Annotated in this window: 29 protein-coding genes; 15 read left to right on the top strand and 14 right to left on the bottom strand. The window is 67.9% G+C overall.

Annotation, left to right across the window (positions count from 1 at the left end):
* Positions 1-97: 97 nt before the first annotated feature.
* Together AC07BS_RS03710 and AC07BS_RS03705 are read right to left on the bottom strand one after the other, a co-directional pair.
* On the bottom strand, positions 98-373 hold the full coding sequence (locus AC07BS_RS03710) for a hypothetical protein (RefSeq protein ID WP_478637967.1): 276 nt from the start codon (positions 371-373) through the stop codon (positions 98-100).
* Positions 312-647 (bottom strand): hypothetical protein, encoded by a 336-nt coding sequence (locus tag AC07BS_RS03705; protein ID WP_478637969.1) that lies wholly within the window; start codon positions 645-647, stop codon positions 312-314. Before AC07BS_RS03705 ends, AC07BS_RS03710 begins: the two co-directional genes overlap by 62 nt.
* A 129-nt stretch (positions 648-776) precedes the next feature.
* Here AC07BS_RS03705 and AC07BS_RS03700 point away from each other — a divergent pair, with 129 nt between their 5' ends.
* The 4 genes from AC07BS_RS03700 (at position 777) to AC07BS_RS03685 (ending at position 6338) form a co-directional block, all read left to right on the top strand.
* Entirely contained in the window at positions 777-2177 is a 1401-nt protein-coding gene (locus AC07BS_RS03700) for a UDP-N-acetylmuramoyl-tripeptide--D-alanyl-D-alanine ligase (RefSeq protein ID WP_478637972.1), read from the top strand.
* Positions 2178-3476: 1299 nt separating this feature from the next.
* Positions 3477-4595 (top strand): hypothetical protein, encoded by a 1119-nt coding sequence (locus AC07BS_RS03695; RefSeq protein ID WP_478929944.1) that lies wholly within the window; start codon positions 3477-3479, stop codon positions 4593-4595.
* A gap of 148 nt (positions 4596-4743) precedes the next feature.
* The gene (locus AC07BS_RS03690; RefSeq protein WP_478929942.1) at positions 4744-6207 is read left to right on the top strand and encodes an ISL3 family transposase; all 1464 of its coding nucleotides are present in this window, start codon (positions 4744-4746) and stop codon (positions 6205-6207) included.
* On the top strand, positions 6090-6338 hold the full coding sequence (locus AC07BS_RS03685) for a transposase (protein WP_478930069.1): 249 nt from the start codon (positions 6090-6092) through the stop codon (positions 6336-6338). The genes AC07BS_RS03690 and AC07BS_RS03685 overlap by 118 nt, the downstream gene beginning before the upstream one ends.
* Before the next feature lie 45 nt (positions 6339-6383).
* On the opposite strand, the gene AC07BS_RS03680 is transcribed toward AC07BS_RS03685, so the two are convergent.
* Both AC07BS_RS03680 and AC07BS_RS03675 read right to left on the bottom strand, forming a co-directional pair.
* Positions 6384-6932, bottom strand: coding sequence for a DUF4262 domain-containing protein (locus tag AC07BS_RS03680; RefSeq protein WP_478929941.1), 549 nt, complete (start codon positions 6930-6932; stop codon positions 6384-6386).
* A 220-nt stretch (positions 6933-7152) separates the two neighbouring features.
* Positions 7153-8097: a LysR family transcriptional regulator gene (locus tag AC07BS_RS03675; RefSeq protein WP_478929939.1), complete on the bottom strand. Its 945-nt coding sequence runs from the start codon at positions 8095-8097 to the stop codon at positions 7153-7155.
* A 115-nt stretch (positions 8098-8212) separates the two neighbouring features.
* Between AC07BS_RS03675 and AC07BS_RS03670 the strand changes: the two genes are divergently transcribed.
* Positions 8213-9025 (top strand): inositol monophosphatase family protein, encoded by an 813-nt coding sequence (locus AC07BS_RS03670; protein ID WP_478929938.1) that lies wholly within the window; start codon positions 8213-8215, stop codon positions 9023-9025.
* 48 nt (positions 9026-9073) lie between these two features.
* Positions 9074-9718 (top strand): NADPH-dependent F420 reductase, encoded by a 645-nt coding sequence (locus tag AC07BS_RS03665; RefSeq protein WP_478929936.1) that lies wholly within the window; start codon positions 9074-9076, stop codon positions 9716-9718.
* Between the two features lie 115 nt (positions 9719-9833).
* Here AC07BS_RS03665 and AC07BS_RS03660 read toward each other — a convergent pair whose 3' ends face one another.
* A complete protein-coding gene (locus tag AC07BS_RS03660; RefSeq protein ID WP_478929934.1) occupies positions 9834-10094 on the bottom strand; it encodes a hypothetical protein in 261 nt (86 codons plus the stop codon).
* Between the two features lie 214 nt (positions 10095-10308).
* On the bottom strand, positions 10309-10662 hold the full coding sequence (locus AC07BS_RS03655; protein WP_478930067.1) for a DUF4158 domain-containing protein: 354 nt from the start codon (positions 10660-10662) through the stop codon (positions 10309-10311).
* A gap of 107 nt (positions 10663-10769) precedes the next feature.
* Between AC07BS_RS03655 and AC07BS_RS03650 the strand changes: the two genes are divergently transcribed.
* Complete coding sequence (locus AC07BS_RS03650; RefSeq protein ID WP_478929932.1) at positions 10770-10910, top strand: hypothetical protein; 141 nt, start codon at positions 10770-10772, stop codon at positions 10908-10910.
* Between the two features lie 94 nt (positions 10911-11004).
* On the opposite strand, the gene AC07BS_RS03645 is transcribed toward AC07BS_RS03650, so the two are convergent.
* Both AC07BS_RS03645 and AC07BS_RS03640 read right to left on the bottom strand, forming a co-directional pair.
* On the bottom strand, positions 11005-11733 hold the full coding sequence (locus AC07BS_RS03645) for an SOS response-associated peptidase (protein ID WP_478930065.1): 729 nt from the start codon (positions 11731-11733) through the stop codon (positions 11005-11007).
* 899 nt (positions 11734-12632) lie between these two features.
* Positions 12633-12824: a hypothetical protein gene (locus AC07BS_RS03640; protein WP_478929930.1), complete on the bottom strand. Its 192-nt coding sequence runs from the start codon at positions 12822-12824 to the stop codon at positions 12633-12635.
* Positions 12825-13520: 696 nt separating this feature from the next.
* Here AC07BS_RS03640 and AC07BS_RS03635 point away from each other — a divergent pair.
* Positions 13521-13835 (top strand): transposase, encoded by a 315-nt coding sequence (locus AC07BS_RS03635; protein ID WP_478929928.1) that lies wholly within the window; start codon positions 13521-13523, stop codon positions 13833-13835.
* On the opposite strand, the gene AC07BS_RS03630 is transcribed toward AC07BS_RS03635, so the two are convergent.
* Positions 13817-14806 (bottom strand): helix-turn-helix transcriptional regulator, encoded by a 990-nt coding sequence (locus AC07BS_RS03630; protein WP_478929927.1) that lies wholly within the window; start codon positions 14804-14806, stop codon positions 13817-13819. The two genes, AC07BS_RS03635 and AC07BS_RS03630, sit on opposite strands and share 19 nt — an antisense overlap.
* 93 nt (positions 14807-14899) lie before the next feature.
* On the opposite strand from AC07BS_RS03630, the gene AC07BS_RS03625 reads away from it, so the two are divergent.
* From AC07BS_RS03625 to AC07BS_RS03610, 4 genes are all read left to right on the top strand, one after another.
* On the top strand, positions 14900-15298 hold the full coding sequence (locus AC07BS_RS03625; RefSeq protein WP_478929925.1) for a VOC family protein: 399 nt from the start codon (positions 14900-14902) through the stop codon (positions 15296-15298).
* A gap of 644 nt (positions 15299-15942) precedes the next feature.
* Positions 15943-16772 (top strand): IS5 family transposase gene (locus AC07BS_RS03620; RefSeq protein ID WP_478930064.1). Its coding sequence is split into 2 segments (ribosomal slippage): positions 15943-16252 and positions 16252-16772, totalling 831 coding nucleotides; the frame shifts between segments, so codons are not numbered across the junction.
* Positions 16773-16839: 67 nt separating this feature from the next.
* Complete coding sequence (locus tag AC07BS_RS03615) at positions 16840-17226, top strand: hypothetical protein (protein WP_478929923.1); 387 nt, start codon at positions 16840-16842, stop codon at positions 17224-17226.
* A gap of 30 nt (positions 17227-17256) precedes the next feature.
* Entirely contained in the window at positions 17257-17895 is a 639-nt protein-coding gene (locus AC07BS_RS03610; RefSeq protein WP_478929921.1) for a TetR family transcriptional regulator, read from the top strand.
* 54 nt (positions 17896-17949) lie between these two features.
* Here the strand turns inward: AC07BS_RS03610 and AC07BS_RS03605 are convergent, their stop codons facing one another.
* The 3 genes from AC07BS_RS03605 to AC07BS_RS03595 all read right to left on the bottom strand — a co-directional run bounded on the left by AC07BS_RS03605 (position 17950) and on the right by AC07BS_RS03595 (position 19543).
* Positions 17950-18276, bottom strand: a complete 327-nt coding sequence (locus AC07BS_RS03605; RefSeq protein WP_478929919.1) for an HMG-box domain-containing protein — start codon at positions 18274-18276, stop codon at positions 17950-17952.
* Between the two features lie 97 nt (positions 18277-18373).
* The gene (locus AC07BS_RS03600; protein WP_478929917.1) at positions 18374-18694 is read right to left on the bottom strand and encodes an acyl carrier protein; all 321 of its coding nucleotides are present in this window, start codon (positions 18692-18694) and stop codon (positions 18374-18376) included.
* Between the two features lie 516 nt (positions 18695-19210).
* Complete coding sequence (locus tag AC07BS_RS03595; protein WP_478929915.1) at positions 19211-19543, bottom strand: hypothetical protein; 333 nt, start codon at positions 19541-19543, stop codon at positions 19211-19213.
* Between the two features lie 249 nt (positions 19544-19792).
* Between AC07BS_RS03595 and AC07BS_RS03590 the strand changes: the two genes are divergently transcribed.
* The gene (locus AC07BS_RS03590) at positions 19793-20776 is read left to right on the top strand and encodes a hypothetical protein (RefSeq protein ID WP_478929913.1); all 984 of its coding nucleotides are present in this window, start codon (positions 19793-19795) and stop codon (positions 20774-20776) included.
* 108 nt (positions 20777-20884) lie between these two features.
* Here the strand turns inward: AC07BS_RS03590 and AC07BS_RS03585 are convergent, their stop codons facing one another.
* Positions 20885-22075 carry an IS110 family RNA-guided transposase gene (locus tag AC07BS_RS03585; RefSeq protein WP_478929912.1) on the bottom strand — a complete coding sequence of 397 codons (1191 nt, stop codon included), beginning with the start codon at positions 22073-22075 and terminating at the stop codon, positions 20885-20887.
* 487 nt (positions 22076-22562) lie between these two features.
* Here AC07BS_RS03585 and AC07BS_RS03580 point away from each other — a divergent pair, with 487 nt between their 5' ends.
* Positions 22563-23081, top strand: coding sequence for a phosphotransferase family protein (locus AC07BS_RS03580; RefSeq protein ID WP_478929910.1), 519 nt, complete (start codon positions 22563-22565; stop codon positions 23079-23081).
* A 2-nt stretch (positions 23082-23083) separates the two neighbouring features.
* Positions 23084-23542 (top strand): phosphotransferase, encoded by a 459-nt coding sequence (locus tag AC07BS_RS03575; RefSeq protein WP_478929908.1) that lies wholly within the window; start codon positions 23084-23086, stop codon positions 23540-23542.
* A 355-nt stretch (positions 23543-23897) separates the two neighbouring features.
* Here the strand turns inward: AC07BS_RS03575 and AC07BS_RS03570 are convergent, their stop codons facing one another.
* Positions 23898-24422 (bottom strand): GNAT family N-acetyltransferase, encoded by a 525-nt coding sequence (locus AC07BS_RS03570; RefSeq protein WP_478929906.1) that lies wholly within the window; start codon positions 24420-24422, stop codon positions 23898-23900.
* Between the last annotated feature and the right edge of the window lie 10 nt (positions 24423-24432).

The raw sequence follows: 24432 nt of genomic DNA, 5'->3' as shown, positions 1-24432 counted from the left end.
TCCCTGCTTCCCGGTCCGTGGAGGAGTCGCGTGACCCCCTCCCACCTGCGGGGGTGTCCGCCATGAACGCAGAGCCGACCGGCCCGGCCCGCCATCACTACCCCGGGAAGTGGCTGGTGCAGTTCGCCGACCGCATCCTCGTGGTCTGCCCGTGCTGCGGCGGCCGCGCGCTCGTCGTGCCCAGGCCCCGGGCTTTCCGAGCGCCCAGGACGTCCTGCGCGGTGAGTGCTGCGGTGGAGATCGCGTCGAGGGTGTCACTGGGGAGGTCGGCCGGGCACTGGTAGCGGTACTTGGTCTTGTTCCGCTTGGTGTCATAGTCGTAGAACTCGGCGTCGGTGGGGATCGTGGCCAGCGGCGGCAGAGGCCGCCACACCCGAGCCGGTGTAGGGGATGTCCAGGCACTCCAGTAACCCCTGGAGCTTGCCGTCCTCGGCGTACTGCCCGGCGATGGCAAGGAACGCCACATCGGCACCGCGGACCTCGTCTGCGAAGGTCTTGTCGGAGGCGTCGAGGAGTGCGGTGGCGTAGCCCTGCCGTTCGAGGGACTGCCATGGGGCGCGGCCGGACATCAGCGACCGCTCCCGCTCGGTGGAGCTGCCGCCGGAGACGACAGCGGTTGGGGCGGGCTCGAAGGGCTGCATCGTCATGGCACTCCAGTGGTGCTGGGGTGGATTGGTCTTGTCTCACACGTACTGGCCTGCGGTGGCGTTACGGTCGGAGACTGAGCCGGGCGGCGCTCGGCCGTGCCGGGCAGGTCCTGCTGATTCGGAGTGCACGTGATCCCTCTTTCGTTGGAAGCCGTCGCGGCCGCCGTCGGCGGCCGTCTGTGCGACGTGCCGGATGCGGCCGTGCTGGTGACCGCGCCAGCGGCGGTCGACTCGCGCGCGGTCGTACCGGGTGGCCTCTTCGCCGCACTGGCCGGTGAGCACGTCGACGGGCACGCGTACGCAGCCGACGCGGTGAAGGCCGGGGCGGTGGCGGTCCTCGCCGCCCGCCCGGTCGGTGTTCCGGCCGTGGTCGTCGACGACGTGCTGGACGCGCTCGCCGCGCTGGCCCGCACGGTGCTGGCCGAGGTGCCCGAGGCGATCGTGATCGGGCTGACCGGCTCGGCGGGCAAGACCAGCACGAAGGATCTGATCGCGCAGGTGCTCCCCGAGCTCGGGCCGACGATCGCCACGGTGAAGTCGTTCAACGGCGAGATCGGGATGCCGCTGGCCATCACGCACCTGGACCGGGACGTGAAGTTCATCGTGCTGGAGATGGGCGCCCGCGGCATCGGCCACATCTCCCACCTGACAACCATCGCCCCGCCGACGGTCGGCCTGGTATTGAGCGTGGGGACCGCGCACGTCGGCGAGTTCGGCGGCCGCGAGCAGATCGCCCAGGCCAAGGGCGAACTCGTCGAAGCCCTCCCCGCCAAGGGGCTGGCCATCCTCAACGCCGACGACCCGCTGGTGGCCGCCATGGCCCCCCGCACCCGCGCTCAGCTGCTGACCTTCGGCACTACGCCGGGCGCCGACGTACGGGCGGTGGACGTGACGCTCGACTCGGCGGGCCGGGCCTCCTTCACCCTCGTCGCCGCCGGCTGCGACGCGCGGGTCAGCCTGACCCTTCACGGCGCGCACCACGTGTCCAACGCGCTGGCCGCGGCAGCGGTGGCGATCGGGCTGGGCGCCGATGTGGAGAAGACCGCCGACGCGCTCTCCCGCGCGGTGCTGGTGGCGTCCGGACACATGGAGGTCACCGACCGGCCCGACCAGGTACGGGTCATCAACGACGCGTTCAACGCGAACCCCGATTCCATGAAGGCAGCGCTCACCACCTTGGAGGCCATGAGCAGCGGGCGGCGGACCATCGCGGTGCTGGGAGAGATGAAGGAGCTCGGCGCCGACGGCGGCGACGGGCACCGGCAGGTCGGCCGCCTCGTCGCCGCTTCCGGTGTGCAGGTGCTGATCGCGGTAGGCGGCGCCGACGCGCAGGCGATGGCTGACGCCGCCCAGGAGAACAACCCGAACCTGACCGTGGTCAGCGCCCTCGACCGGGACCACGCCCTGATGCTGGCCCGAGACCTGCTACAGCCCGGCGACATCGTCCTGGTGAAGGGCTCCCACAGCGTCGGGCTGGAGCACACCGCCGAACGGCTGGCCCAGCCCGACACCGTGGTCAGCGACCGCTAGACGGCGGTCAGCGGCCGGGCCGACGAATCCAGGAGCAGCGCCTCCCAGCTCGGCTACCGCCACCGAGGGCGTTGTGTGCCAGGACCGGCCGGTCGTCGTCATCGTGGCCGGCCAGCCCGGCGCCGGATAGACAGCGATCGCCGAACGCGCCTACGTCTTCCATGGCACCGACACCGTCGCCTCGATCCGCCTCCGGATCCGCTCGTGACCGCCGGGCAGAACTTAGCGCATCCAGCCAGGTGTTTCGACGCCCGTGCAATCGTTCCAGGCACGGCAGAAGGCACGGGATTGCGAGCCCACTGCCGCCCAGAGAGACTTGAGGTCGAACCCCCTGTCCCAGGCGTTCAACAGAGCTTCGAAGAATCCGGTGGCAACAGCCGTCCTGTCCTCTTCACTGCTTTCACCTGAACCTGTTCCAAGAGCTGGAAGAGGTGTCGGGTCTGCTCCGGAGTGAACTCGGACGAGTGCTCGCCAAAGACCCTACCCAGATTCGCAAGCCGAATCGTCAACGGCGGAACGTCACCTCCGTCCTCCACAGCGGAGTCCGCTGACAAACCTCGCCAGGCCTTGACCTCGGCACGGTCAGCATCCGCCAGGACGTCGCTGACACCGACCAGCTCCTCCCACCATGACGGAGTCGCCATCCGTGACCTCCCTACATCTGTGCTGATTCACGCCATAGCATCCCCCATCGCCTGAATCGGGCCTTCGGCAACCCCCTACTACCTGACCATGATCCGCCGGACAGTCCTTAGCCCAAGGGTCATGGACGGCGCTGTCGACCTCTTCACAGTCGGCCACGGCCGTCGACCCAGCCAGGGCCTCGGTCATGAGCCATGCTGCCCGCTCCTCCCAGGAGGTTCCCCTCGCCGTTTTGAGGACGCGCTCTGCCTCGGGCACGAACAGGGATACGAGCTACACCAGCTCATAGTTACTCAAGTCAAGGCTCACAGCGCCATCATCACCCATTCGCACGCAGCCCGGACCGACATCAACGCACCTGAGACGTCCTCTGTGGCTTTGTCCGCGATTGACGGGTTCTGGCACAGACCTTGGGGACTGATCACGGAGCGTCACCTAGGTGTTCGATTGCGAGAGGGCGCGTAAGTCTCGTGTGCCCGCTGTCCTGTGACAGTGCGTGTTGATCGTTGTCATCGAAGGCTGGTGATCATTACGTTCGTATCATCGAAAGCTTTAGCGGCATAACTAGGCATTTGGCCGTCTCCACGAGGCAACGTACCGATCCACACGCAGACCGGTCAGTGTCCAGCACACGAGCGCCCTGCGCACGTCGTTTCGATGAGGACCGGCCAGGCGGCACAGGAGGATCGAGTGGCAACAAATAAGGTGCCCGAGAGGCTGGATCCGAACATTGAGTTGGCCGCGCAGGCTGGTGATCCGGCCGCAATGAGAATCGCGAGCCAGCAGCTGGCCGCCTACGCCCAGCGCGCAAGCTCTCTGGCCGATGAATGGCTGTATTTGGCAGCGGAGGGTGGAGATCCTGAGGCGATGTACGGGCAGGCCCAAGCCCACTTCTTGGAGAAGGGGGAAGCCGCCCGGGAGGCCTGGTGGTACTGGTTGAGGCACGCTGCAGATGCAGGCTGGCTTGCGGCGATGGAGGACATGGTCCGCTACAGCGCGAGCGAGGACCAGTATGAGTTCTGGCTTCGGAAAGCCGCCGTAGGCGGGGCTCCAGGTTCGATGCTGACCCTCGCCGATCTGCTGACGAAGAGGGGTGAGGCAGCCGAAGCGGAACACTGGTACCGGGCAGCCGCGGACATGGGTCTCCCGCTCGCCCGCTCTAGCCTCGTCCACTTCTTGACCAGGCGGGGCCGTTTGACCGAAGCCGAGCAGTACGTGAGGTCGCAGGCCCAAGCAGGCTCGTTGGCGGCCACCGAACTATTGGCCGGGGTCCTTCAAAAGCTCGGTCGAGCCGAGGAAGCCGCCACGTGGCGTGCGCAGATCGATACATTGCGCGAGCGCAGGGCCGAGCACGATCGCGGGGCGTGGGTAGAAGGGACGGGGGGACTCGAAGTTGCAGAAGTCGCGACGACGGCGCTAGTAACCACCGCCGTCGTGCCATTCCTTCAAACTCTCGCAGCCAAGGTTGCCGAAGATGCTTATGGGCAGGCTCGCCAGCTGGTCCGCCGGCTCCTGCGCAGAAACGGCAGGGACGACGGCATCGAAAATTCATCGCAGCCCTCTGAGTTGGCCGCAGGGAACGAACCAGGGCTTACCGTCCTCCAGGACGCCGATGCAGGCATCACGCTCTTTCTCTGGTCGAATGCGTCGGACGAGGCGCTGCGGGCTCTCTCCTCGCTCGATTTGGGTGAGCTGACGCTCCGCAGGCCGGATCAGGGACAGGTCCAACTGGTGTGGCACCCGGCATCCGGTAAGTGGAATATGCGCGGCTTCTGAGCACATACGGCCACGGGAAGATGCCAGTAGTGCCTCGCGTGCGTTGTGCGGTCTGGTGACCCACCTCACAGGATGCTTGCCCTCCGGCAGTCGGAGATGACACTCCGCCATGTCTCTGGGGCTCTACCGCGGTCGGCCGTGGACGGTCATGGTGCTGGTCATGCACACCGATGCATCATTCTGGGACTTGCTCGTGTTCGACGGGATCGACGACGTGGATGTCGAGGCGGTGACGGCCACGTTCGGCACGGTCGAGGTGGAAGCACGAGGCCGAGTGACGGGGGCGGAGTGTCCGGATTGCGGCTGCTTCTCGGACCGGGTGCACGATCGCTATCAGCGCAGGTTGAAGGATCTTCCACTCGCTGGGCAGAGCTTCGTGATTCGGTTGGCGGTCCGGCGCTTCATCTGTGGAGCGGACGACTGTCCACGCCGGACGTTCGCCGAGCCGTTCTCCCGGCTGGCCGCCCCGTATGCACGGTCCACCACCCGGCTCAACCATGCCCTGGAGCGAGTGGGGCTCGCGCTGGCTGGGCGGGCCGGCGCCCGGCTGGCCGCCCAGCTGGGCTTCGGCGCGGGAAGGATGACCCTATTACGCAGGGTCGTGGCGCTGCCTGATCCGCAGTTCGGCACGCCGCGTGTGCTGGGCGTGGACGACTTCGCGATCCGCCGCGGTCACGCCTACTCCACCGTCTTGACCTGTGTTGAAGCCCATCGGGTGGTCGATGTCCTGCCGACGCGTGAAGCCGGGCCGCTGGCTGCGTGGCTGATCCGCCACCCTGGCGTGGAGATCATCTGCCGGGACCGGGCCGGTGCCTACGCCGAAGGGGCCCGGCGCGGTGCCCCCGATGCTCTGCAGGTCGCTGACCGGTTCCGTCTGTGGCAGGGCCTTGGTCGGGCCGTGGAGACCTGCGTCGCCGCACACCGAGACCGCCTGGGTAAACCGTCGCCCAGCGGCATGTCGCCGGCCACCTGGCTGACTTCCGCTCGGGTGCAGGACGACTCGGTGCCTATCGGCCGACGGGCCGAGAGAAAGAAGGCAGCACATGCCCTGGTCCACGAGATGCTCGCCCAGGGCCACTCACGCCGGGCGATCGCCCGGCACTTGGGCTGGGGCCTCAACACCGTGCTCCGGTACGCGAACGCCGCACGCTGGCAGGACACGATCCGCGAGAACCGGACCCGGCCCAGCCGACTCGACCCCTACAAGCCCTACCTGGAGCGACGATTCGCCGAGGGATGCACCAGCGTCACCCAACTCCACGGCGAGCTCGTTGCCAACAACGCGCCCGTCACATACCAGATGGTCCACGCCCACATCGCCAGCCTCCGCGTGGCTCCGACCGGCGCGCCGCCGCGGTCGCCGACGGTGCGCCAGGTGACCGGGTGGATCACCCGACACCCCGCCGCCCTGACCGAGGAAGACCGGGCCAGCCTGAAGGACGTCCTGGCCCGCTGCCGGACACGGCTGCCGGGCACGTCCGCGATTTCGGTGAGATCCTCACCGGCCGCCTTGGCGCCACGCTCCCTGCCTGGATCGACGCAGTCGACGCCAGCCAGCTGCCCGGGCTCACCGGCTTCGCACTTCACCTCCGCCGAGACCTCGACGCCGTGACCGCCGGCCTCACTCTGGACTGGAGCTCCGGCAGCATCGAGGGCGCAGTAAACCGCATCAAGAAGATCAAGCGGCAGCTCTACGGCCGAGCCGGATTCGAACTCCTGCGCAAGGTGATCTTGCTTCAATAGCGCATCGCCCGGGTGCCGACTCGCCAGCTTCCTAGCCCCTTGAGGTCAGAGATCGGCCGTCCAGATCCCGGCAGGATGGGCACGCGAAGGGAGCCACAACTGAGGCTGTGAGTCGCGATGCCTCTCGTCAGCCTGCTCATCCCAGTGGAAACGGCCCTCGGCATCAGGCCACGCAACTTGCAGCACTGGGAGAGGCGGCCGTCGGTAGAACCCAATGGCCCGCCCGAAGAAGGTCCGGTACCAGCTGCGATCGACCTGCCTGAGCGCGACTCGATACCCGTGGACAACATCAGGATGGCTCTGGCCATCCGCCAGCACTACGCCCGCGGCAGACTTCTCTCCGAGCGTGTTGAGCATGCGGTGCATGGCGTGGATATCGAGCCCGAACATGGCGAGTTCAGGTCCGCCGTGAGTGTGCGCAAGGCCGATCGTGTAGGCGAATCCAGGACCGATCTCGTCTTCGGGAACCACCACGACGTGCCATCCGTGCTGCTGCACATGCTCGATGACCGTCAGGTCCATGCGGTCCACTTCGTCCCGGTCGCCGTAGTCATGGCAGAGGACACACCGGCACTGGAACGGATCATCAGTCATGTGGGGAGGGTATGAGGTGAGACTTCAGGTCGAGCAACCGGGGTTTGGGCCCTCTCAATCGAACAGTGTCATCACGCTCCGCGACGATTCCCCAAGGTCTGTGCCAGAACCGATTGACGACGTCGTTTCGACGTGGAATTGGGAGTCGCACGCTCGCACGAATAGGTGATGTTCACGAGAACGGGAGTCAGCTGCCGCAGGCCTTCCCCCGGCGTATCCGTCACTGCCCGGCCCGGTTGGCGAGGGGCTCTTGAGAGGCGGTCGGTGGTGCGAATAGTGCCTGGACGGTTTCGGTGGCCAGGTCTCGTAGCCAGGTGTGGGCGCGGTCGTCGTCGTAGCGCTGGTGCCACAGCAGGTACAGGGGGACCTCGGGCAACGCCAGTGGCAGTGGCAGTGTGGTCAGGCCGAGTTGGTACCGGGCTGCGCGCGTGACCGCGTCGGGAAGGGTCACCACCAGGTCGCTGCCGAGGGCGAGTTGCAGCGCGAAGGCAGCCGTGGGTCCGGCGGCGACGACGCGCCGATCGAGGCCACGGGTGGTCAGGGCGTCGTCGATCGGGTCGCGCAGGCTTCCGCGTCGCGAAACGGTGAGGTGTTCGGCGGCTGCGTAGCGCTCGATGCTCAGCGGGCCTTGGGTGAGGGGGTGGCCTGGTCGGACGGCGACGACCAGCCGGTCGCTGGCGACGAGGCGGTGGCGGACGTCTGGGAGCGTCGGAGTGCTGGAGCTCGATTCGAGGTCGACCTCACCCCGGCGCAGCTCGGCGTCGTCCGTCCCGGGTTCGGCCGGCAGGCGCAGTCGGACGCCAGGGGCCTGGCGGTGGACGGCGGTGATCAGGGCGGTGCCGCAGGCGGCGGTCAGGGCGTCGTGCCAGCGCAGGGTGAACACCCGGTCGAGAGCTGTCAGGTCGAGTTCTTGCTGCGCGGACAGAAGATGGTGGGCCTGCTGTACGAGGGCATGGACCTGGGCGCGCATGGCCAGTGCGCGGCTGGTGGGAACCATGCTGCGGCCGGCGCGGACCAGGATCTGGTCACCGGTGGCCTTGCGGATACGGCCCAGGGAGCGGCTCATCGCCGGTGCGGTGACGTGGAGGCGTGCTGCGGCGCCGGCGACGCTGCCCTCTTCCAGTAGTGCGTCCAGGGCCGTGAGCAGGTTCAAATCCAGTTGCATGCAGGTAACTCTATAAGTGAATAGCATGCACTTGTTGTTAATGATTGGGAGACCTACCTTCGAAGTGCAGGCGCGAGACGATCCGCCCGCACACATCGAACTCAGGGAGCCCACCATGAGCACAGCCATGCCTTTCGCCGCCGGCACGACGCTCCTGCCCGAGGTGACCGCCGCGGTGAAAACCGCAGGCCTCACCCTGCGCGACCGCCACACCCCGCACGCCCGGGGAGTGAGTCTGGACGAGGTCGTCGCTGAGATCCACGCCAACGACGACGCGGTGCTGGACGTGCTGCGGGAGCCGCTGCTGCGGGCCCGGCGGGGATCGCAGTGGGCCGAGGACGAGCTGGCCGGCGGTGCGCTCCCGTCGGGGGAATGGTGGGTCGTCGACCCCGCCGAGGGCAACATCAACCACGTTCACGGCATGGAGGACTGGGCCGTGACCGCCACCCTGGTCCGCGACAACCAGCCGGTGCTCACCGTCGTCCACCTGCCACTGACCGGCGACACCTACACCGCTGTCGCCGGCGGCGGTGCCCGCCTCAACGACCGGCCCCTGAAGGTGTCCGCCAAGACCGATCTGGGCGCCGCGCTCGTCGGCACCGGCCAGGCCAGGCCCGGCGAGGACGAGCGCACCTTCCGGCGGATCGGTGACTCGGTCACCGCAATGCTCATCAACGGCCTGGTCGTGCGCGTATCCGTTCCCGCCACGATGCAGCTCATCCACGTCGCGGCCGGACGCACGGACGCCTTCTGGCAGTTCTCCGACGTTCGCTCCGGTCTGGTCGCCGGTGCGCTGCTGGTCTCCGAGGCCGGAGGCTCCGTCACCGACCTGGCGGGCGAGCCCTGGAACACGGGCAGTCGCGACTTCCTGGCCGCCGCCCCCGGCATCCACACCGCCGCCCTCAAGGTCCTGTCGCCGATCGTCTGACCGGACACCTCCGCTCCACCCACCTCACACCGCAAGGAGCCTCACCTCATGACCAGCATCGGCATCCTGGGCGCCGGCCGCGTCGGCACCAACCTCGCCGACAAGCTCTCCGCAGCCGGACACCGTGTCATCCTCGGTGTCCGGAACCCGCAAGAGACCGCAGCCCTCGCCGCCGGCGTCGCCCCGCAGATTGCCTTCGCCGACCAGCACACCACCGCCCGCACCGCGGACATCGTGATCAACGCGACGCCCGGCGACACCTCCCTGGACCGCCTGGCCGGCCTGCGCACCGAGCTCTCCGGAAAACTCCTCATCGATGTCTCCAACGCCACCCGCGACGCCGATGACGGCCTACCCGGCGACCTGTGCTATCCCGGCAGCAGCCTCGCCGAACAACTCCAGGCCGCCCTCCCCGACACCCATGTGGTCAAGACCCTCAACACCATGCTGTTCATGGTCATGACCGCTCCCGAAACCCTGGCCACCCCACCGACCGCCTACCTCTCAGGCAATGACCTGAACGCGAAAAAGATCGTCACCGGCCTGCTCGGCGACCTGGGCTGGCAGCCCGCATGGATCGAGGACCTCGGCGGCATCACCACAGCACGCGCCACCGAGGCCATGATCCTCGTGGTCCCCCACATCCTGCGCCGACACGGCTTCAAGCCATTCGCCGTCTCCCTCGCCCGCTGACCCAACAAGACCGGGCTCAGACCAAACCAGTAGCGGGCTCGTGCGAGGCAGCTGGGCGCTGGCACGGACAACGCCCAGCTGAGCTGCAAGTGACGCCCGAACTCATGGACGCTGATCACGCCCTCTCCAGGCGACTCAGGGCCTCGATGGTGGCGACGGCCCCGGCCACCGCCGTGCGCGGCACGGCCTCCCCCACCGCCGCCCACAGCGCGGCCACGTCCAGGTCCGCGTCATGCCCGGCAACCAGGTCCAGCTCCTCGGTGAGGATCTTCGACACCTCCGCCAGGATGCGCGCGTCCTTCTCCAGCTGCGGCAACATCGCCAGGCGCTCCCACTCCGACGCCCTGCGCGCCGGGCTGACCAGCCGGTTCGCCATCAGCAACCGAAAACAGGTCCAGAGCGGTCAACCGCCTGCGCCTCCAGCTGACGCACCACCGCCGTCAGCAAGGCCATGCGCCGCGGCTGCAGCGCCCTCTCGACCGTCTGCACCTTGCTGGGCTGCCCGTACCGAGCCAGCATGGCCCCAGCGCGGACGCGGAGACCTCCTCCACTCGCTCCATTTGCCCGCAACATCGCGGTCCCCGTCGACTTCACCGGCGGCGTGCGCAGCCGCTCCAGCTACGAGACCCGCCAGTCCTCCGGCCCTCCGGCACCACCAGCAGCCCGGCCAGCGCGGGCGCGGGCGCGGAATCAGACCGATCGGTGGCCCGGGCCACCGCCTCGTACAGGCGCCACTCGGCCGCCGTACGGGCCTCCGCCACCTGCCGGGCCAGCACCGAGACCCCCGGCAGCAACACCCGGTTCTTCCGCAGCCACGTCACCGCGCGGTTGAACAACGCCACCGGCCCCTTGCCCGCGACGCTCGCGCGTGTAAGGCCGGCCGGGCAGTGGCCGCAGAAGGTCTGCGGTCGCCAGGAGCGACGTCGGTGACGTTGTCGCCTCAGCCTCGAAGTGCCGTTTGGGACGGTGGTGATGCGGGCTCGTCCTTGTACGCCTTGGCATGGGTCCGGTACAGGGCCTCGTACTCGCCATCGAGCACCATGAGGGAGTCGTGGATCCCTTCCTCAATCAGGCGCCCACCCTCGAGGACGAGAATGCGGTCGGCGTTGCGGGTGGAGCCGAGGCGGTGGGTGATCAGGACGACGCTGCGTCCCTCGCTGAGGGCACCGATACGGTCGTAAAGCTCTCCTGACGCTGCGCAGCTGGCTGTCCGACTCCATCAGCCACAGGAAGCTGCTTCCCACCTGGTTCGTGACCGTCCTCGGGTCCGCACCGCCGTCCGAAGATTAGGGGGCGTCGAGCAGGTGGGGGCCGTTGTTGCGGACGTCGTTGACAGCGGTGGACACTGCGCGGGTGTCGAGGCAGCCTGCGGCCGGGGTGGCCAGTAGGGAGCGGAGTTCGGCGGGGTCCTGGTGGCCGGGGTCGAGCCAGGCGTCCCAGTCATCCTGAGCGATGGCCAGAGGCATGCGCGGGTGGATCCGTCCGGCGGCGTCCGTGGCCTCGGTGGTGAGGATGGTGCTGCTCACTACCCACGCGGCTGGATCATCGTCCTCGGCCACGCTGGGATCGCGCCAGTATTCGTAGAGCCCTGCCATGGCCATGATCTCCCCGTCGGCCGGGGCGATGAAGTACGGCTGTTTGTACGCCTTCTTCTTCTCTACGGCCGGCACGGGCACCCACTCGTAGAAGCCGTCCGCGGGCAGCAGGCACCGGCGCTTGGCGAACGCACGGCGGTACGCCGGTTTCTCCGCCACCGTCTCAGCCCGCGCGTTGATCATCCTGGCGCCGACGCTCACGCTTTTCGCCCAGGACGGCACCAGACCCCAGCGCAGCGGCCGCAGCCGCCGCATCACCTCGCCTGTTTCCCGATCCGGGCCCTCCAGCACGGCCCACACATCATCGGTCGGCGCCACGTTCCAGGACGGGGCCAGCACCTCCCGCAGATCCCAGAGCACCGCGGAGAACAGCCCGGTCAGGACCTGCGGGCTGCGTGTAGAGACGTATCGGCCACACATCTGGGCCACCCTATGGCCTTCAGCGGCCCACCAGCCGAAGTTCAAGAACAGCCGCCACGGCGATGCGCCCAGGCTGCGCCAAGCGGGTGACACGTCGGTGACCGGCCGCGCGGCAGCGTGTTGAACGCTGCATGCCGTCTTCGCGTCATCGTCGCCGGCCGCCACGGCCGCCGGCTACCACCCGCCGCCACGCACCGCTCATCGGCGAGTTCGCTGCCCAACCGGTTGAGTGCCATCGGGCGTTCCAGGTCGCCGTCGACTTCGGTTTCGTGGCTGTCGCCGCGATCGTCGACGTCCTGCCCCAGGAGGAGTCCCGTGCCCTGGCCGAGCGCTTGGGCTTCCGCGGCTGCGGCCGGCTGTTCTGAACGGCGACGAACTCACCCGGAGCAGGTATGAGCACCGTCGCGCCTGCCGACATGACCGGCTGCCAGGGCCTGGTGCGCACGGTGATCGACTACCTCCACCGCGCTTTCGGATGTGCCCGGCTGAGCGCCCTGATCCACGATCTCGCCGAAGGCCACCGAGCGACCTTCGAGCCCCCAGCTCCTGGATCACGTCTGCACAGCCCACCAGGCAGAGTACGGAGAGGTGGTTGGCGCACGCGTCTGCTTCGCTGCCGGACACGTGCTGAGGACTCGATGGCGGACCTGCTGCAGGTCGAAGTCGGTAATCGTGACACGGGGTGGCGTGGTGCGCCGGGAGACGACATGGACCATGGCGATTCCGTACACGAAGGCGGAGCGAAAATCTTCGCGGCCCCGTCCCGGGTAGGCGATGGATACCGCGGCGTCGAAGGGGTTGCCGGCCAGTTTGGCCAGGGCTGCGTCCAGGAGGCGCTTGTCGTACTCGTCGGTGCCGCTATTTCTTGTCCGCCTCCAGGGTGAGGGCAGCGCGATAGGTCACTGGGCGACCTCGTGGGGCACTGTTGACAGGGTGTCGGCCTCGGCCCGGTCGAAAGCGGCGTGCACCGCCGGGTTCTTCTCGAAAAGAGTGATACCGCCCCATAGCCCCACCAGGTGCTTGACGGCTTCGTCTCGGAGCTCCGGCGACAGCGTCGGCGAACTGGTGGCGCAGGTTCCCAGGCAGGGCATGTAGCACAGCAAGGACGGTGTCCGGGCGAGACTGGTGCCCCGGCCGACCGCACGACTCCACGGGCTGTGCGCTCACGAGCTCGTTCCCTTCTGGTGCTGATAGCACCAGACCGCCGCCCAGCAAGATCGGGCAGGCGGACACACCGTCCTCGCCTCCGTCTCTCTTCGCTACCAGCAGGACGGTGGCGCCGACGGAGCGCCCGGCACCCCCGGGATATGGATGCCAGGGCCCCGTTTTACCTGCCAGGCTGCCCGCAGGCACCCAGCAGCGGTTTCCTGACCGTCTCTGGGGACCGCAGGGACCCGGGCGCGAGCACGTGGGGGGCCGGCAGGCTCTGCTGGCGACCCTCAGCTCCGTCGTTGGTCAGCGCCAGGACTTCGAGGGACGGAAGAGCTGTACTACCTGGACGAATCCGGGTTCTCCCCGACCCTGCCGACCGGTTTCACCTGGGCCCGCACCGGCGTGCGGGCCGTCGCGAAGCGGGAGGACACCAACAACCGGCGCGTCAACGTGCTCGGCGCACTGGACGAGACAGGACCGCAACCCCAGCTGCTGTGGACCACCGTCGGCCACAGGATCGACGCGCCGATGGTCCTCAACTTCGTCCGCACCCGCATCACCCGGCTGCCCGGAGGCACGAACCGCCTCCCGCAGCCCCCACCCCGCTGGAGGCGGCACCGGCCCTGCACCATCGTGTGGACAACGCCTCCATCCACCACGGCAAACCCTTCAAAGGACGCCGTGACCAGCTGGAGGCCATCGGCGTCAACCTGCTCTACCTCCCGCCCAGGTCCCCGGAGCTGAACGGCATCGAATGCGTGTGGCGTTCCGTCAAGTACCAGGACATGCCCGTCCGCGCCTCCACCAGCACCCAGGAACTCCACACCGCCGTCGACCGCGCGATGACACGACGAGCGACGGCCCTGACAACCACAGCCGACCAACTCAAGACCGCTGAGGTGTGCCGTCTCATGACATTGGTTCCTCGCGGTCAGGCTTGGCGGGCGTAGGACGTGAGGCGATCGGCGAGCGCGGTGACGAGGTCACGCAGTTCATCGGGGCGCTCGATGACGAACGGCCGGTCGAGTGAGGCGAGTATCCGAGGCAACCAGTCGAGCTGCTGCACCCGCAGCTCGACGCGCAGCCAGTGCTCGGCCGCCGGGTCCTGGTCGTCCGCGGGCTCGTGCTGCTCCAGGCTCGCAACGCTGGCGGGAAGGTGCGCGCGGATCTGCTCAACTGTCCCGTACATCCGCAAGGTCACCTCATGCCGGTACTCGGCCGTGGCGAATCCTGACAACACGCGCTGTGCCGGACCGGGGCCCACGGGCGCTTCGAATGAGCCGGGCAGGGTCCGCGCGTCTGCGATGCGATCGAACCGGAAGGTTCGGTCCTCGCCGACCTGGGCGTCCTTGCCCGTCACATACCACCGGCCCGCATGGGCGGCGATCCCGTACGCGTGCAGCGTGCGTTCGCTGCGCCGTCCGTCGCGGTCGGTGTAGCGGATCGACACCGGTCGGCGGTGGCGCACCGCATCGGCGATGGTGAGCAGGAGCCCGGCGGCCGGGTGCTCCAACTCGCCGGGCTGATCCGTGAAGGCGAGAGCTTCCAGGAGTGTGTCGAGCCGGCGGGCGATGTGCTTGGGCAGCACCCGCCGGATCTTGGCTGATGCCGTCTCGTTTGCCGTGCGCTCCGCCGTCGTCAGCCCTGCCCGGCGGCCGGCGACCAGGCCGAGCAGTACGGCCAGCGCCTCGTCGTCGCTGAGCATCAGCGGAGGCAAGCGGTACCCGGGGGCCAGCCGGTACCCGCCGTAGCGGCCGCGCACGGATTCCACGGGCACGTCCAGGTCGATCAACTGGTTCACATACCGCCGCACAGTGCGCCCTTCGACGCCGAGACGGTCGGCGAGTTCGGCCACCGTCCGGGTGCCGCCCGACTGCAGCAGCTCCAGGAGTGTCAGTACGCGGCCGGTGGGTCGAGGCATGTTCGCAGCCTAACGCGCATACAGGACCGATTCTGTCCACTATTTCTCCTAGCCTGCGACGTGCACGCCTCGAGCACAGCCAAGGAGATTCCCATGCACTTCGTCTCGATCCGCATCATCACCAGCGACGTAGCGCGCCTCGTCGAGTTCTACGAGCGAGCCACAGGAGCGCGGGCGACGTGGGCCACCGAAGACTTCGCCGAACTCAAGACCGCGGGCGCCACCCTCGCGATCGCCAGCACCCGCACCGTCCCACTGTTCGCCCCGGGCTCCGCCCGCCCGGCGGACAACCACAGCGTGATCACCGAGTTCCTCGTCGACGACGTGGACCGCGTTCACCAGAACCTGACGGGCTTCGTCACCGACTTCGTCACCAAGCCCACCACGATGCCCTGGGGCAACCGGTCCCTGCTGTTCCGCGACCCCGACGGCAACCTCGTCAACTTCTTCACCCCCGTCACCCCTGCGGCCATCGAAAAGTTCGCACGCTGACGCCACGCACACAGCCGCTCACGCGGGAGCCCCGAGATCCCAGGGCTCCCGGTGAACGCGGCCGCCGAGTCCAGGAGCGCCACCAGCGGGGGATATCGGAACGCACCGCTGACCCCCGAAGGACGTCTGCGCTTGTGCCTGCGGGTCGATGCCGGACGTCCGATCGCACACGTCGCTGCGGAAGCAGGAATCTCCCGAACACCCGCGGACGCGGTGTACGGACGACGCTGTGAGGGACGTCGGGACATCGGTGCAAACCCTTCGAGGCCATCCTGCCGAAGGGGAGAACCTGGGCAGTCCCAGCCCTGCCTACGACACCTTCCCACCGACGTCGGCCATGGGAAGGGAGCCGCGCCCTCATCGGTGCCGGCGTACGCGGGGTGCCGCAGCCAGATGCCGCAGCACCCCGCGCTCAAGTGCCGGTCGGAAGATGTTGAAGCGGTCGATTGGTCGATACACAGTGTCCAGCACCCCCGGGCCACCCGGCCCCGATGAAGGTGTGGGTGGACCACTCCGGGCCTTTCCCGTTGTCCTGCTCACTGAACCGTTGCCGCAGCCAGCGGATGACCTCGCCTAGGGCGTGTCTCTTGGATGGGCTGGTCAGTTGATCGGACGTGTCTGTCCGGTTAGCGATCACTGATGCGATGTGGGGCCGGATCGAGCCGTTGATGCCGGCTGATCCGGTCCGTGGACGACGGTGGGCCGACCACCGCCGGACCCTGGAGGCCATTGCGTGGAAGTACCGCACCTGTTGCCCCTGGCGAGACCTGCCCAGAGAGCTAGGGTCTTGGCAGACCGCTCACAAGCGCCTGATCAGGTGGGCCGTGGACGGAACATGGGAACGCATCCTCGCGGCGGTCCTTACTGCGGCGGATGACGGTGGCCACGTGGACTGGACAGTCTCGGTGGACTCCACCGTCTGCCGGGCTCACCAACATTCGGCCGGAGCCAGGAAAAGGGGGCACCAGACCAGTCCGAGCCCGAGGATCACGCGCTCGGACGCTCCCGCGGCGGCCTGAGCACAAAGGTCCACTTGGCCAGTGACAGCCAGGCTCGCCCTCTGGGTATCCACGTCACCGCCGGTCAGGCTGGCGACGCGCCCGCCTTCGAGGCGGTCATGGCTAGGATCCGGATCCCACGCAGCGGACCCGGGAGGCCAAGAACCCGCCCGGTGACCGTCCTGGCGGATCGCGCCTACTCGTCCCGGGCGATCCGTGCACACCTTCGCAGCCGAGGGATCCGGGCTGTCATCCCGCAGCCCGCCGACCAGATCGGCCACCGTCTGGGGCGAGGCCGCGCTGGAGGCCGCCCGCCCGGCTTTGACCCCGACAAATACAAGGAGCGCAATGCCGTCGAGCGGTGCATCGCCCGACTCAAGCAGTGGCGCGGCCTCGCCCTACGGACGGACAAACTCGCCATCGCCTACCAGGCCGCACTGCACGTCGCCGCCATCCTCATTTGGGCCCGCAGATGACCAAAGAGCAGAACCCAGCGTTGACATTGACCATGCGGCCCATACTATTGACCGTATGGTCAATAGTATGGATGCCCAAGCACACGCACCTCATCGACTCGGTGCCGTCAGCGCACTGGTGTGGGGCTACGTCGCAGCCATGGTCGCAACCGTCGTGGCGCTGGCGCTCCTGGCGTCCAGGGCACCGGGGCAAGCGACTGAGGAGGCATGGGGGCACGCCCTGATCGTCGTACTCTTCGCAGTCCTCCTTCTGGTGCGACTCCGGTCGGCTCGGTCGGGCAGTACCAGGGCGGTACGGGCACTCGGCATCATCGCTGCGGCGCTGCTCGTCGTGAACCTGGTGGAAGCCGCCCTGCCGGATGTCTTCCCCGAGTGGATGCGGGTCGAGATGGTGGCGATCGCTCTCTGGATGGCGGCACTACTCATCCTGGTCCGCCGTTCGGCACGCCGCTGACCAGCGCACCGACCCGCTAGAAATGATGCTGTGAACACGCCCCACTCAGAGCCTCGCCCGCGCACCCGTCAGCGCCTCAGCGAGGAAGTACGTCGGACACAGATCATCAAGGCCACCATCGCGGTGGTCGCCGAACTCGGCTACGAAAGTGCCTCTTTGGCCCGGATCGCCGAGCGGGCGGAGGTCTCCAAGGGCCTGGTCTCTCACTACTTCACGGACAAGGAACACCTGATGGAAACGGCCGCCCGGACCACCCTGGCGACCATGAGACAGACCATCGCCGACTCTCTCGTCCTGACCGATCCGGTCCCCCAGGTCATCCGCGCCGCGATTCGCCGTGCGGCCAGCCTGGGTACAACGCACCAGGCCGAGCTGACCGCGATGCGACAGATCAGCACCAACCTGCGTAAGGCCGACGGCACCCCACGGCTCGGCCTCACCGACTACGAGCAGACCTACCAAGGCCAGGAGGCCCTGTTCCGACGCGGTCAGGAAGAGGGCACACTCCGCGACTTCGACACCCGGGTCATGGCTGTCACCTACCAGGGAGCCATCGACACGATGCTCACCTACCTCCACGGCCATCCCGAGGCCGACGTCCACCACTATGCGGACGCCCTCGCCGACCTCATCGTCGCTGCCATCAGACTCCCTCAAACGGCCACTTGACACTCTTTGGCCATCCGGGGCCCGACCAAAGAGACACGCTCTAGACCAAGATCCCTATTCGTCCCATTCCTCGTCGTCGGCTCCGCCTTGCTTCTTGTACGCCTCCACCTGCTTCTCGTACCGTTCCTTGTCTTTCGCTGCCCTCTCTTCGTATGGCCTCTTTCCCGCCAGGGACAGGCGCTGCCACTCGACGCCGAGTTGCTTTCCGATCTCCCCGAACTTCAGGTCAGGGTTCGCTTCCTTGAGCTTCGACCGGTTCTCGTTCGCGTAGATCATGTAGGCGCTGTGGGGCCGTTTCGGGGCGCTTTTGTCCTTGACCCTCTTGGTGCGGACACGTGACCGGGCTGCCGTTGCAGCCGCACGTTTGGTTTCTTCAGCCATGGAGACTCCCTTGGTGGGGCGGGGGACGGTGCGAGTGCCGGGCGGTGAGCACGAATGAGCTGTGGGCGCCCGCACAGGCATGGGGACGGAGCGCGGGTCAGGACGCCTGCTCGTGGACGCTGTCCAGGACGTCGTCGACGGTCTGCCAATAGTCGACGTCCTCGTAGAGGCCATCGATGCCCAGTTCCATCTCCAGCACAGTGGCCACGTTGGCCAGGGCCATCTCGCCGGCGCCCAAGTCCTCGACGAGGTCGGCATCGGGCGTCAGAGCCGTCGGCGCGCAGTCGAGGACGTCCGCGATAATCACCCTTGCCTTGACGCTTGTCTCGTCGGCGAGCTGACCGCCGGCGGCATGCGACGCCGCCTCTTGTGCCTGGCCTGCCTGTTTCCCTGGATCGCCGGACAGATCACTGCTCATCATCGGTTTTCCTCTCCTCCGGACCGCTTGACTTGGAGCCTTCCCCGAGCCGGCCGCCTCAGCACGGTGCACATCCGCCCCAAGCAAACCTTCACCCTTGTGGGGGATCTGTCCCCGCAAGAGCGGGTCTGGCCCCGTTGGTGGTGGCTGCACATCGCGGATGTACTGCCGGCTCGCCGGGAACGTGAGGGACTATGAGGGGTGTGACCCAGATACGCGTCAAAGGGGCAATGAGTTGATCTTGAAGCCCTGACGGGGATCGGGGAGGGCAGCCGGAGGAGGCGACAGGGGGATCCGTCGCAGGTCGGAAGATGCGGCGCTGGCCGGGGAAGAGGCGCCAGTGGCCCGGGTATTGGGCGCCGCAAGTGGCGCACTGCGCGCGGTAGAGGGCGGCGGCCGGCCCGAGGGTGTCGGCTGGGCGGGCGTGCGAGAGCTGGCCCTCGATGACGGCGACGAGTTCGACCCACGGGGCCGGGCAGGTGCAGGCGGGCGGTAACGCTTCGTTGGCCGGTGCGGTCATGCGTCGCTCCCGTCCTGGGACGGGTCGGCGGGGTAGGTGGCACGCCATTCGCGGGGCTTGAGGCCAGTGGAGTGCTGGACGGCGGCGACTTCTTCGTGGTCATAGGCGGTGCGGACGCCAGAGATGGACATGCCGGCCGCAGTGGCGAGGTCGGCGAGTTTGTAGGGGCGGGGACGGGTGAACTCGCGGCCGTACGCGACGAGCCGGCGGATCTCGGCTTCGGCTTCTTCGCGGCGGCGGGCGCCGGCGAGGGCGGACAGCAGCGGGTCGGCGTCGTGCGCGTCCCAGGCCGCTTCGAGGTTGAAGGCGGTGTGCTCGCGGGCCTCCACGATGCCCGCCCGGACCTCGCTCCGTACCTCCTCGGGGAATTCCTCGGGGTCGGGCGTCGGGTGGAGGATGGCGTGACGCGCGGCCCCTTGCGAGGGCCCGCGGACGCGCCAACCGCACCCGCCGGTGAGTCCCTCTTTGGGGCGAGTGACACATTCTTCATATATGCCGTGGGCAGCCTTCCCTGGTCACGTGCAGTCAGCGCGTCATCCTCACTCCGCCCATGCGGGCGGATCTCCAGAAAGGCAGCCATGGCCCATGAACTGATCGACACTCTCCGCATCACCGTCCACACCTGCGACCTTCCTGGCGCCGGCACCACCGGCCGGGTCTACCTCGGAGCAGCGGGGCGGGAGTTCACCCTCAGCACAGGCGGTGACGACTTCGCCCAGGGTGCGGTGACCGTCTTCGTCCTCGGTGGCCCCGACGCGAACGTCAGCGACCGCACGGGCGCCGACCCGCGCGACCCTCACCTGTATCTCGCGGATCTGCTGCGCTGCCCGGTCTACGTCCGCTTCGCTGCTCTCACGCCGCACGATGTCTGGCAGGTCGAACGCGTCGACCTGACCGTCAAGACCAGCGCCGGCCGCACCTTCGAGTACGAGGTGCTCGCCGACGAGCCGAACGACCCCCAGCGGCTGCGCCTGAGCGACACGCACGGCGAGGTCGTCCATCTGCGTCCGCGCTTCGACCACTGGCAGGAACAAGATCACTTCCAGGAAGGCGCCCTCGTGACCGACGTCCCCTTCGGCGAGAAGCAGGTCATCGTCCACTCGGCCAGCGGGCTCATCATCACCCCGCGCAATCACAACATCACCACGGGCACGGAAATGCGGCTGTGGCAGGCCGGGCTGCCGGCCGGCGGCCCCAACTACAACGCGGGCGGGGCGGCTCTCGGCCGCATCTGGCAGTTCGAGCAGACGGACAACGGTGTGCGCGTCAGGAATTTCCTGGACAGGCCGATGTACCTCTCGGTCGCCGAGGGCGAGGAGAACATCACGGTCAAGATGAGCGAGAAGCGCAGCGGCGATTCCGGCCAGCTGTGGAGGCTCGAACAGGCGCTGCCCGGACTGAGCGACTTCCTCCTGGTGCCCGTTTTGAACGGAGGCCTGGCCGTGGGCCCGCTGGAAGGCGCCCAGATCAGCGAGAACGTGCTGGTGCTCCGCCGCCGATCCAGCCTCGACCTGCTGTGGAAGGCCCACACGCCATCCCCCTCCAAGGCCGACGACGTGTGAGTAGCCCGGCTCCGCGCCCACACGGGGCACCGTGAACGGGCAGCCGACCAAGCGATTCCCAATGTTGTTGTCAAGGTGTCCTGGCCGCGTCGAGAAGGCGCGGACGGTTCATGTCGGCTGGGTGATTGGGGACGCCTGGGTGAAGCAGCGTCCGTCGCGCAGTAACGCCCAGAGGACGTTCACGCGCCGTCGGGCGAGTGCGAGCACGGCCTGGGTGTGGCGTTTGCCCTCGGCACGCTTGCGTTCGTAGAACGCCCGGGAGACGGGACAGGTACGGATGCTGATCAGGGCTGACTGGTAGAAGACTCGTTGCAGGCCACGGTGATAGCGTCGGGGCCGGTGCAGGTTGCCGCTGATGCGGCCGGAGTCCCTCGGAGCGGGGGCCACTCCGGCGAAGCCTGCGAGGCGGTCGGGTGTGCCGAAGACCGCCATGTCGCCGCCGGTAGCGGCCAGGAACTCGGCTCCGAGGAGCGGGCCGATCCCGGGCATGCTGGTCAAGACCTCGGCGTGGTGGTGCTGCCGGAAGCGGTCCTCGATGTTCTTGCCGACGTCCGCGATCTCCTGGTTAAGGCTGATCACCCGCTTGGCGAGCGTGCACACGAGCTGTGCGGTCAGCTTTTCCCCGGTGATCGCTGTCTGCTGGCGTCCCGCCGCTTCCACGGCCAGGGCGGTGAGGGTGCCGGCGCTTCGTACCTTTCGGTTGTGCAGCCAGGACTCCAGCCGACGAGCGCCGGTCCGGCGTATCGCTGCCGGCGCCTGGTAGCCCGTCAGCAGGATCAAGGGGCCCATACTGGTGAGGTCCAGCCGGCGTTCAAGGGCGGGGAAGATGCTGTTGAGCAGGCCCCGGATCCTGTTGATCGTCCGAGTACGGTCAGCCACGAGGTCGGAGCGATGGGCGGTGAGCAGTTTCAGCTCCACCGTGCCCTCGTCACCGGGCCGCATGGGGTGCAGGTCGCGGCGCATCCGTGCCTGGTCGGCGATGACCGCTGCGTCACGGGCGTCGGTCTTGCCCTCGCCGCGGTAGCCGCCGGCGGCACGGTTCACTGTGCGGCCCGGGATGTACAGCAGGTGCTGGTCATGGTTGAGCAGCAGGTCGATCAGGAGTGCCGCAGCGCCGTCGGCCAGGTCAACGGCCCAGGTCGTGTTGCTGCTGAGGTGGAGGACGTCCGCGAGCAGCTGGAGCAGCTCCGGTTCGTCGTTGGCCACGCGGCGCGACAGAAGCCGACGGCCTTCCGCATCGATCACCACGCAGTGGTGATGCGTCTTCCCGGCGTCGATCCCGGCCCATATCTGATCCACTGTGCCTCCGACGGTCGTAGGTGCGGTCCCGCAGACGACCTCGCCGTCGTGTCCCTACACAGCGATCTGATCGCACATCCCAATTGGCGGCCGAGTCGTCGCGGGGTGCCAGGCGGCCAGTCACTTGGAGCCACGGTCGGCAGACAAGTAGAAGCCACACCCGGCACCCCCGGGCACTGAGACCCTACGAATGGCCTGAGCTACCCGGAAAGAAGGTAGGGACAAGTACCGTGGTGGTCTGATAGCCGGATTCGCTCAAACAGGGGGCGGCAGTGTGCGTGGGGGGATGGTGGGGGCGGTAGGCGGCTCGCCGATCAGAGTGGCGGTGGATGAGTGATGGCCGCAGCGGGCTCCGAGGTCGTTGAGGGCGGTGACGACGCGCCCGAAGGAGCCGCAAGCCAGCACGGCTGCCGGAAGCGCATCGTGAGCTCCCGCGAACCCTGTACGGTCAGGTCATCGCCATGTGCTAACGCAGCTGGGAGCCGCTATGGAGTTTCACCGCGTCGAGCGCCCCACCCAGACGTTTCAGAAGTCGGTGACTTCGGAGGGTATCAGGGCCATTTGTCACCGGGCGTTGGGTGCCGATGTCGTGTCCGCTACCGAGCTGGGCGCAGGAATGTACAACAACGTCTACCACCTGGTCCTTGCCGGCCGGGACCAGGTGGTGGTCCTGCGGGTCGCGCCGGAGGATGGCCGCCAGTTCCGCAGTGAGCGGCATCTGATGCGGAATGAGTTCGCGAGCGTGCCGTGGCTTGCGGTGATCGCGCCACTGATGCCGCAGGTGATCGCCGCGGACTGGTCGCACGAGGTGATCGGCCGGGACTGGATGATCCAGACACACCTGGAGGGAGTCCCGGCCCCGGAGCACCTGGGGACGTATCCACGGACGGCCTGGCCTGCGTTCTTCCGGCAGATGGGTGCCATCGCCCGCTCCGTGCACGGGTGCGCGGACCGTACTTCGGGCCCGTGGCCGGCCCGGGATACGCGACATGGAGCGAAGCGGTAATCATGTCGCTGGAGAAGATCGCCGCCGACCTGGACAGCGTCGGCCTGGACTCCGCGGACGTACGCAAGGTCGCCGCTGTGGCCACCCACGACCAGGCTGTGCTGGACGAGGTGACCGAGGCGAGGCTGCTGACCGGGGACCTATGGACGGTCAACTGCCTCCTGGACGCTGATGCCGAGGAGCCGGTGATCAGTGGCGTGCTGGACTTCGACCGCACGCTGTTCGGAGACCCGCAGGCGGACTGGACGATCCGAATGGCAACAGCCAAAGCCGACGAACGCGAAGCATTCTGGGAGTCGTACGGGATGCCGGACCGCTCCCCCACAGCAGCATGGCGGGCCCACGTCTACGAGGCCCGCCATCTCGGGGCGATCCGTCTGGAGCGCTACCGGCTAGGAAAGGAAGAAGCGGTCCGCGAGAGCTACGAGACGATGACCGCCGTGCTCGCCGAGCTAGCCTGACCGGTGATGTCGTCGGGCGGGACAACCCGGAGGCGGACCTGCCAGAGCAAGGCGTCGGCCCGCTTCTCCACCTTGGCCGCACTGGTGCCGGTCACCACGATCGAACCTAGTCGGTGAGCACAGGCCTCCGGCCGGCACACCCGGGCCTGGCGTCGGCAGCCCGGCGAGCGAGATCAGCCGCCCCCACCCGAGGCAGCTCCTTGACTCGCGCTGTCGACTCTCTCCGCACATTCACAGCGGTGATCGATGGCGGGGGCCTGCTCCGTTACGGAACAGCAGCAAAATGTCTGTGACGAGCACGGACCGTTTGGCCAGGCGGTTTGAAGTCCCCGAGCCCAGCACAGGAGCGAGATTCTCACGGCTGCGTCGGCCTTGGTTGCGGTGGGGTCGTGGTTCCGGGGCCCAGTTCCTTGCACAGCGCCCGGTTGACATCGGTATTTCGACCGGGAACGTATGGCGGTATGGGGCGGTAGCCGGAGGCGATGTACAGGGCGAGGGCTCTGTGGTTGTTACGTCCGGTCTCCAGCAGTATGGCGTTGGTTCCTGTGGCGAGAGCGTGCTGCTCGAGGTGGCGGAGGATGGCGCGTCCGACGCCGAGTCCGCGTGCGGCAGGCTCGACGTACATTCTTTTGATCTCTGCGGTGTCGGCGTCGTAGCGCCGGCAGCCGCCGCAACCGACGGCGCCCCCGTTCCGGTAGGCGATGACGAAGGTGCCGTGGGGCGGGTCGAATTCGCCGGCTGGGGTGTCAGTGTAGTGGTCGGCGAATCCGTACAACGCCATCTGCTCGGTGTGCAGACGCTCGAGCAGGTCCCGCGCAATGGGGTGCACGTAAGGGAGGGAGCGGAGCGTGAGCGTGCCGGGGCAGGGGCGGGCGGTCATGGTGCTGAGA

The organism is Streptomyces sp. NPDC044063 (assembly GCF_056434285.1).
This window is presented reverse-complemented; position numbering and strand designations above follow the sequence as displayed.

Bases quoted from the DNA above. Each gene is read 5' to 3' on its own strand.
- AC07BS_RS03605 (WP_478929919.1), bottom strand. From the start codon at position 18,276: ATGGCTGAAGAAACCAAACGTGCGGCTGCAACGGCAGCCCGGTCACGT.
- AC07BS_RS03590 (WP_478929913.1), top strand. From the start codon at position 19,793: ATGGCCCATGAACTGATCGACACTCTCCGCATCACCGTCCACACCTGC.
- AC07BS_RS03695 (WP_478929944.1), top strand. From the start codon at position 3,477: ATGAGGACCGGCCAGGCGGCACAGGAGGATCGAGTGGCAACAAATAAG.
- AC07BS_RS03665 (WP_478929936.1), top strand. From the start codon at position 9,074: ATGACCAGCATCGGCATCCTGGGCGCCGGCCGCGTCGGCACCAACCTC.
- AC07BS_RS03705 (WP_478637969.1), bottom strand. From the start codon at position 647: ATGACGATGCAGCCCTTCGAGCCCGCCCCAACCGCTGTCGTCTCCGGC.
- AC07BS_RS03670 (WP_478929938.1), top strand. From the start codon at position 8,213: ATGAGCACAGCCATGCCTTTCGCCGCCGGCACGACGCTCCTGCCCGAG.
- AC07BS_RS03660 (WP_478929934.1), bottom strand. From the start codon at position 10,094: ATGGCGAACCGGCTGGTCAGCCCGGCGCGCAGGGCGTCGGAGTGGGAG.
- AC07BS_RS03575 (WP_478929908.1), top strand. From the start codon at position 23,084: ATGTCGCTGGAGAAGATCGCCGCCGACCTGGACAGCGTCGGCCTGGAC.
- AC07BS_RS03570 (WP_478929906.1), bottom strand. From the start codon at position 24,422: ATGACCGCCCGCCCCTGCCCCGGCACGCTCACGCTCCGCTCCCTCCCT.
- AC07BS_RS03630 (WP_478929927.1), bottom strand. From the start codon at position 14,806: ATGCCTCGACCCACCGGCCGCGTACTGACACTCCTGGAGCTGCTGCAG.
- AC07BS_RS03625 (WP_478929925.1), top strand. From the start codon at position 14,900: ATGCACTTCGTCTCGATCCGCATCATCACCAGCGACGTAGCGCGCCTC.
- AC07BS_RS03615 (WP_478929923.1), top strand. From the start codon at position 16,840: ATGGATGCCCAAGCACACGCACCTCATCGACTCGGTGCCGTCAGCGCA.
- AC07BS_RS03645 (WP_478930065.1), bottom strand. From the start codon at position 11,733: ATGTGTGGCCGATACGTCTCTACACGCAGCCCGCAGGTCCTGACCGGG.
- AC07BS_RS03640 (WP_478929930.1), bottom strand. From the start codon at position 12,824: ATGCCCTGCCTGGGAACCTGCGCCACCAGTTCGCCGACGCTGTCGCCG.
- AC07BS_RS03580 (WP_478929910.1), top strand. From the start codon at position 22,563: ATGGAGTTTCACCGCGTCGAGCGCCCCACCCAGACGTTTCAGAAGTCG.
- AC07BS_RS03675 (WP_478929939.1), bottom strand. From the start codon at position 8,097: ATGCAACTGGATTTGAACCTGCTCACGGCCCTGGACGCACTACTGGAA.
- AC07BS_RS03680 (WP_478929941.1), bottom strand. From the start codon at position 6,932: ATGACTGATGATCCGTTCCAGTGCCGGTGTGTCCTCTGCCATGACTAC.
- AC07BS_RS03690 (WP_478929942.1), top strand. From the start codon at position 4,744: ATGGTGCTGGTCATGCACACCGATGCATCATTCTGGGACTTGCTCGTG.
- AC07BS_RS03600 (WP_478929917.1), bottom strand. From the start codon at position 18,694: ATGAGCAGTGATCTGTCCGGCGATCCAGGGAAACAGGCAGGCCAGGCA.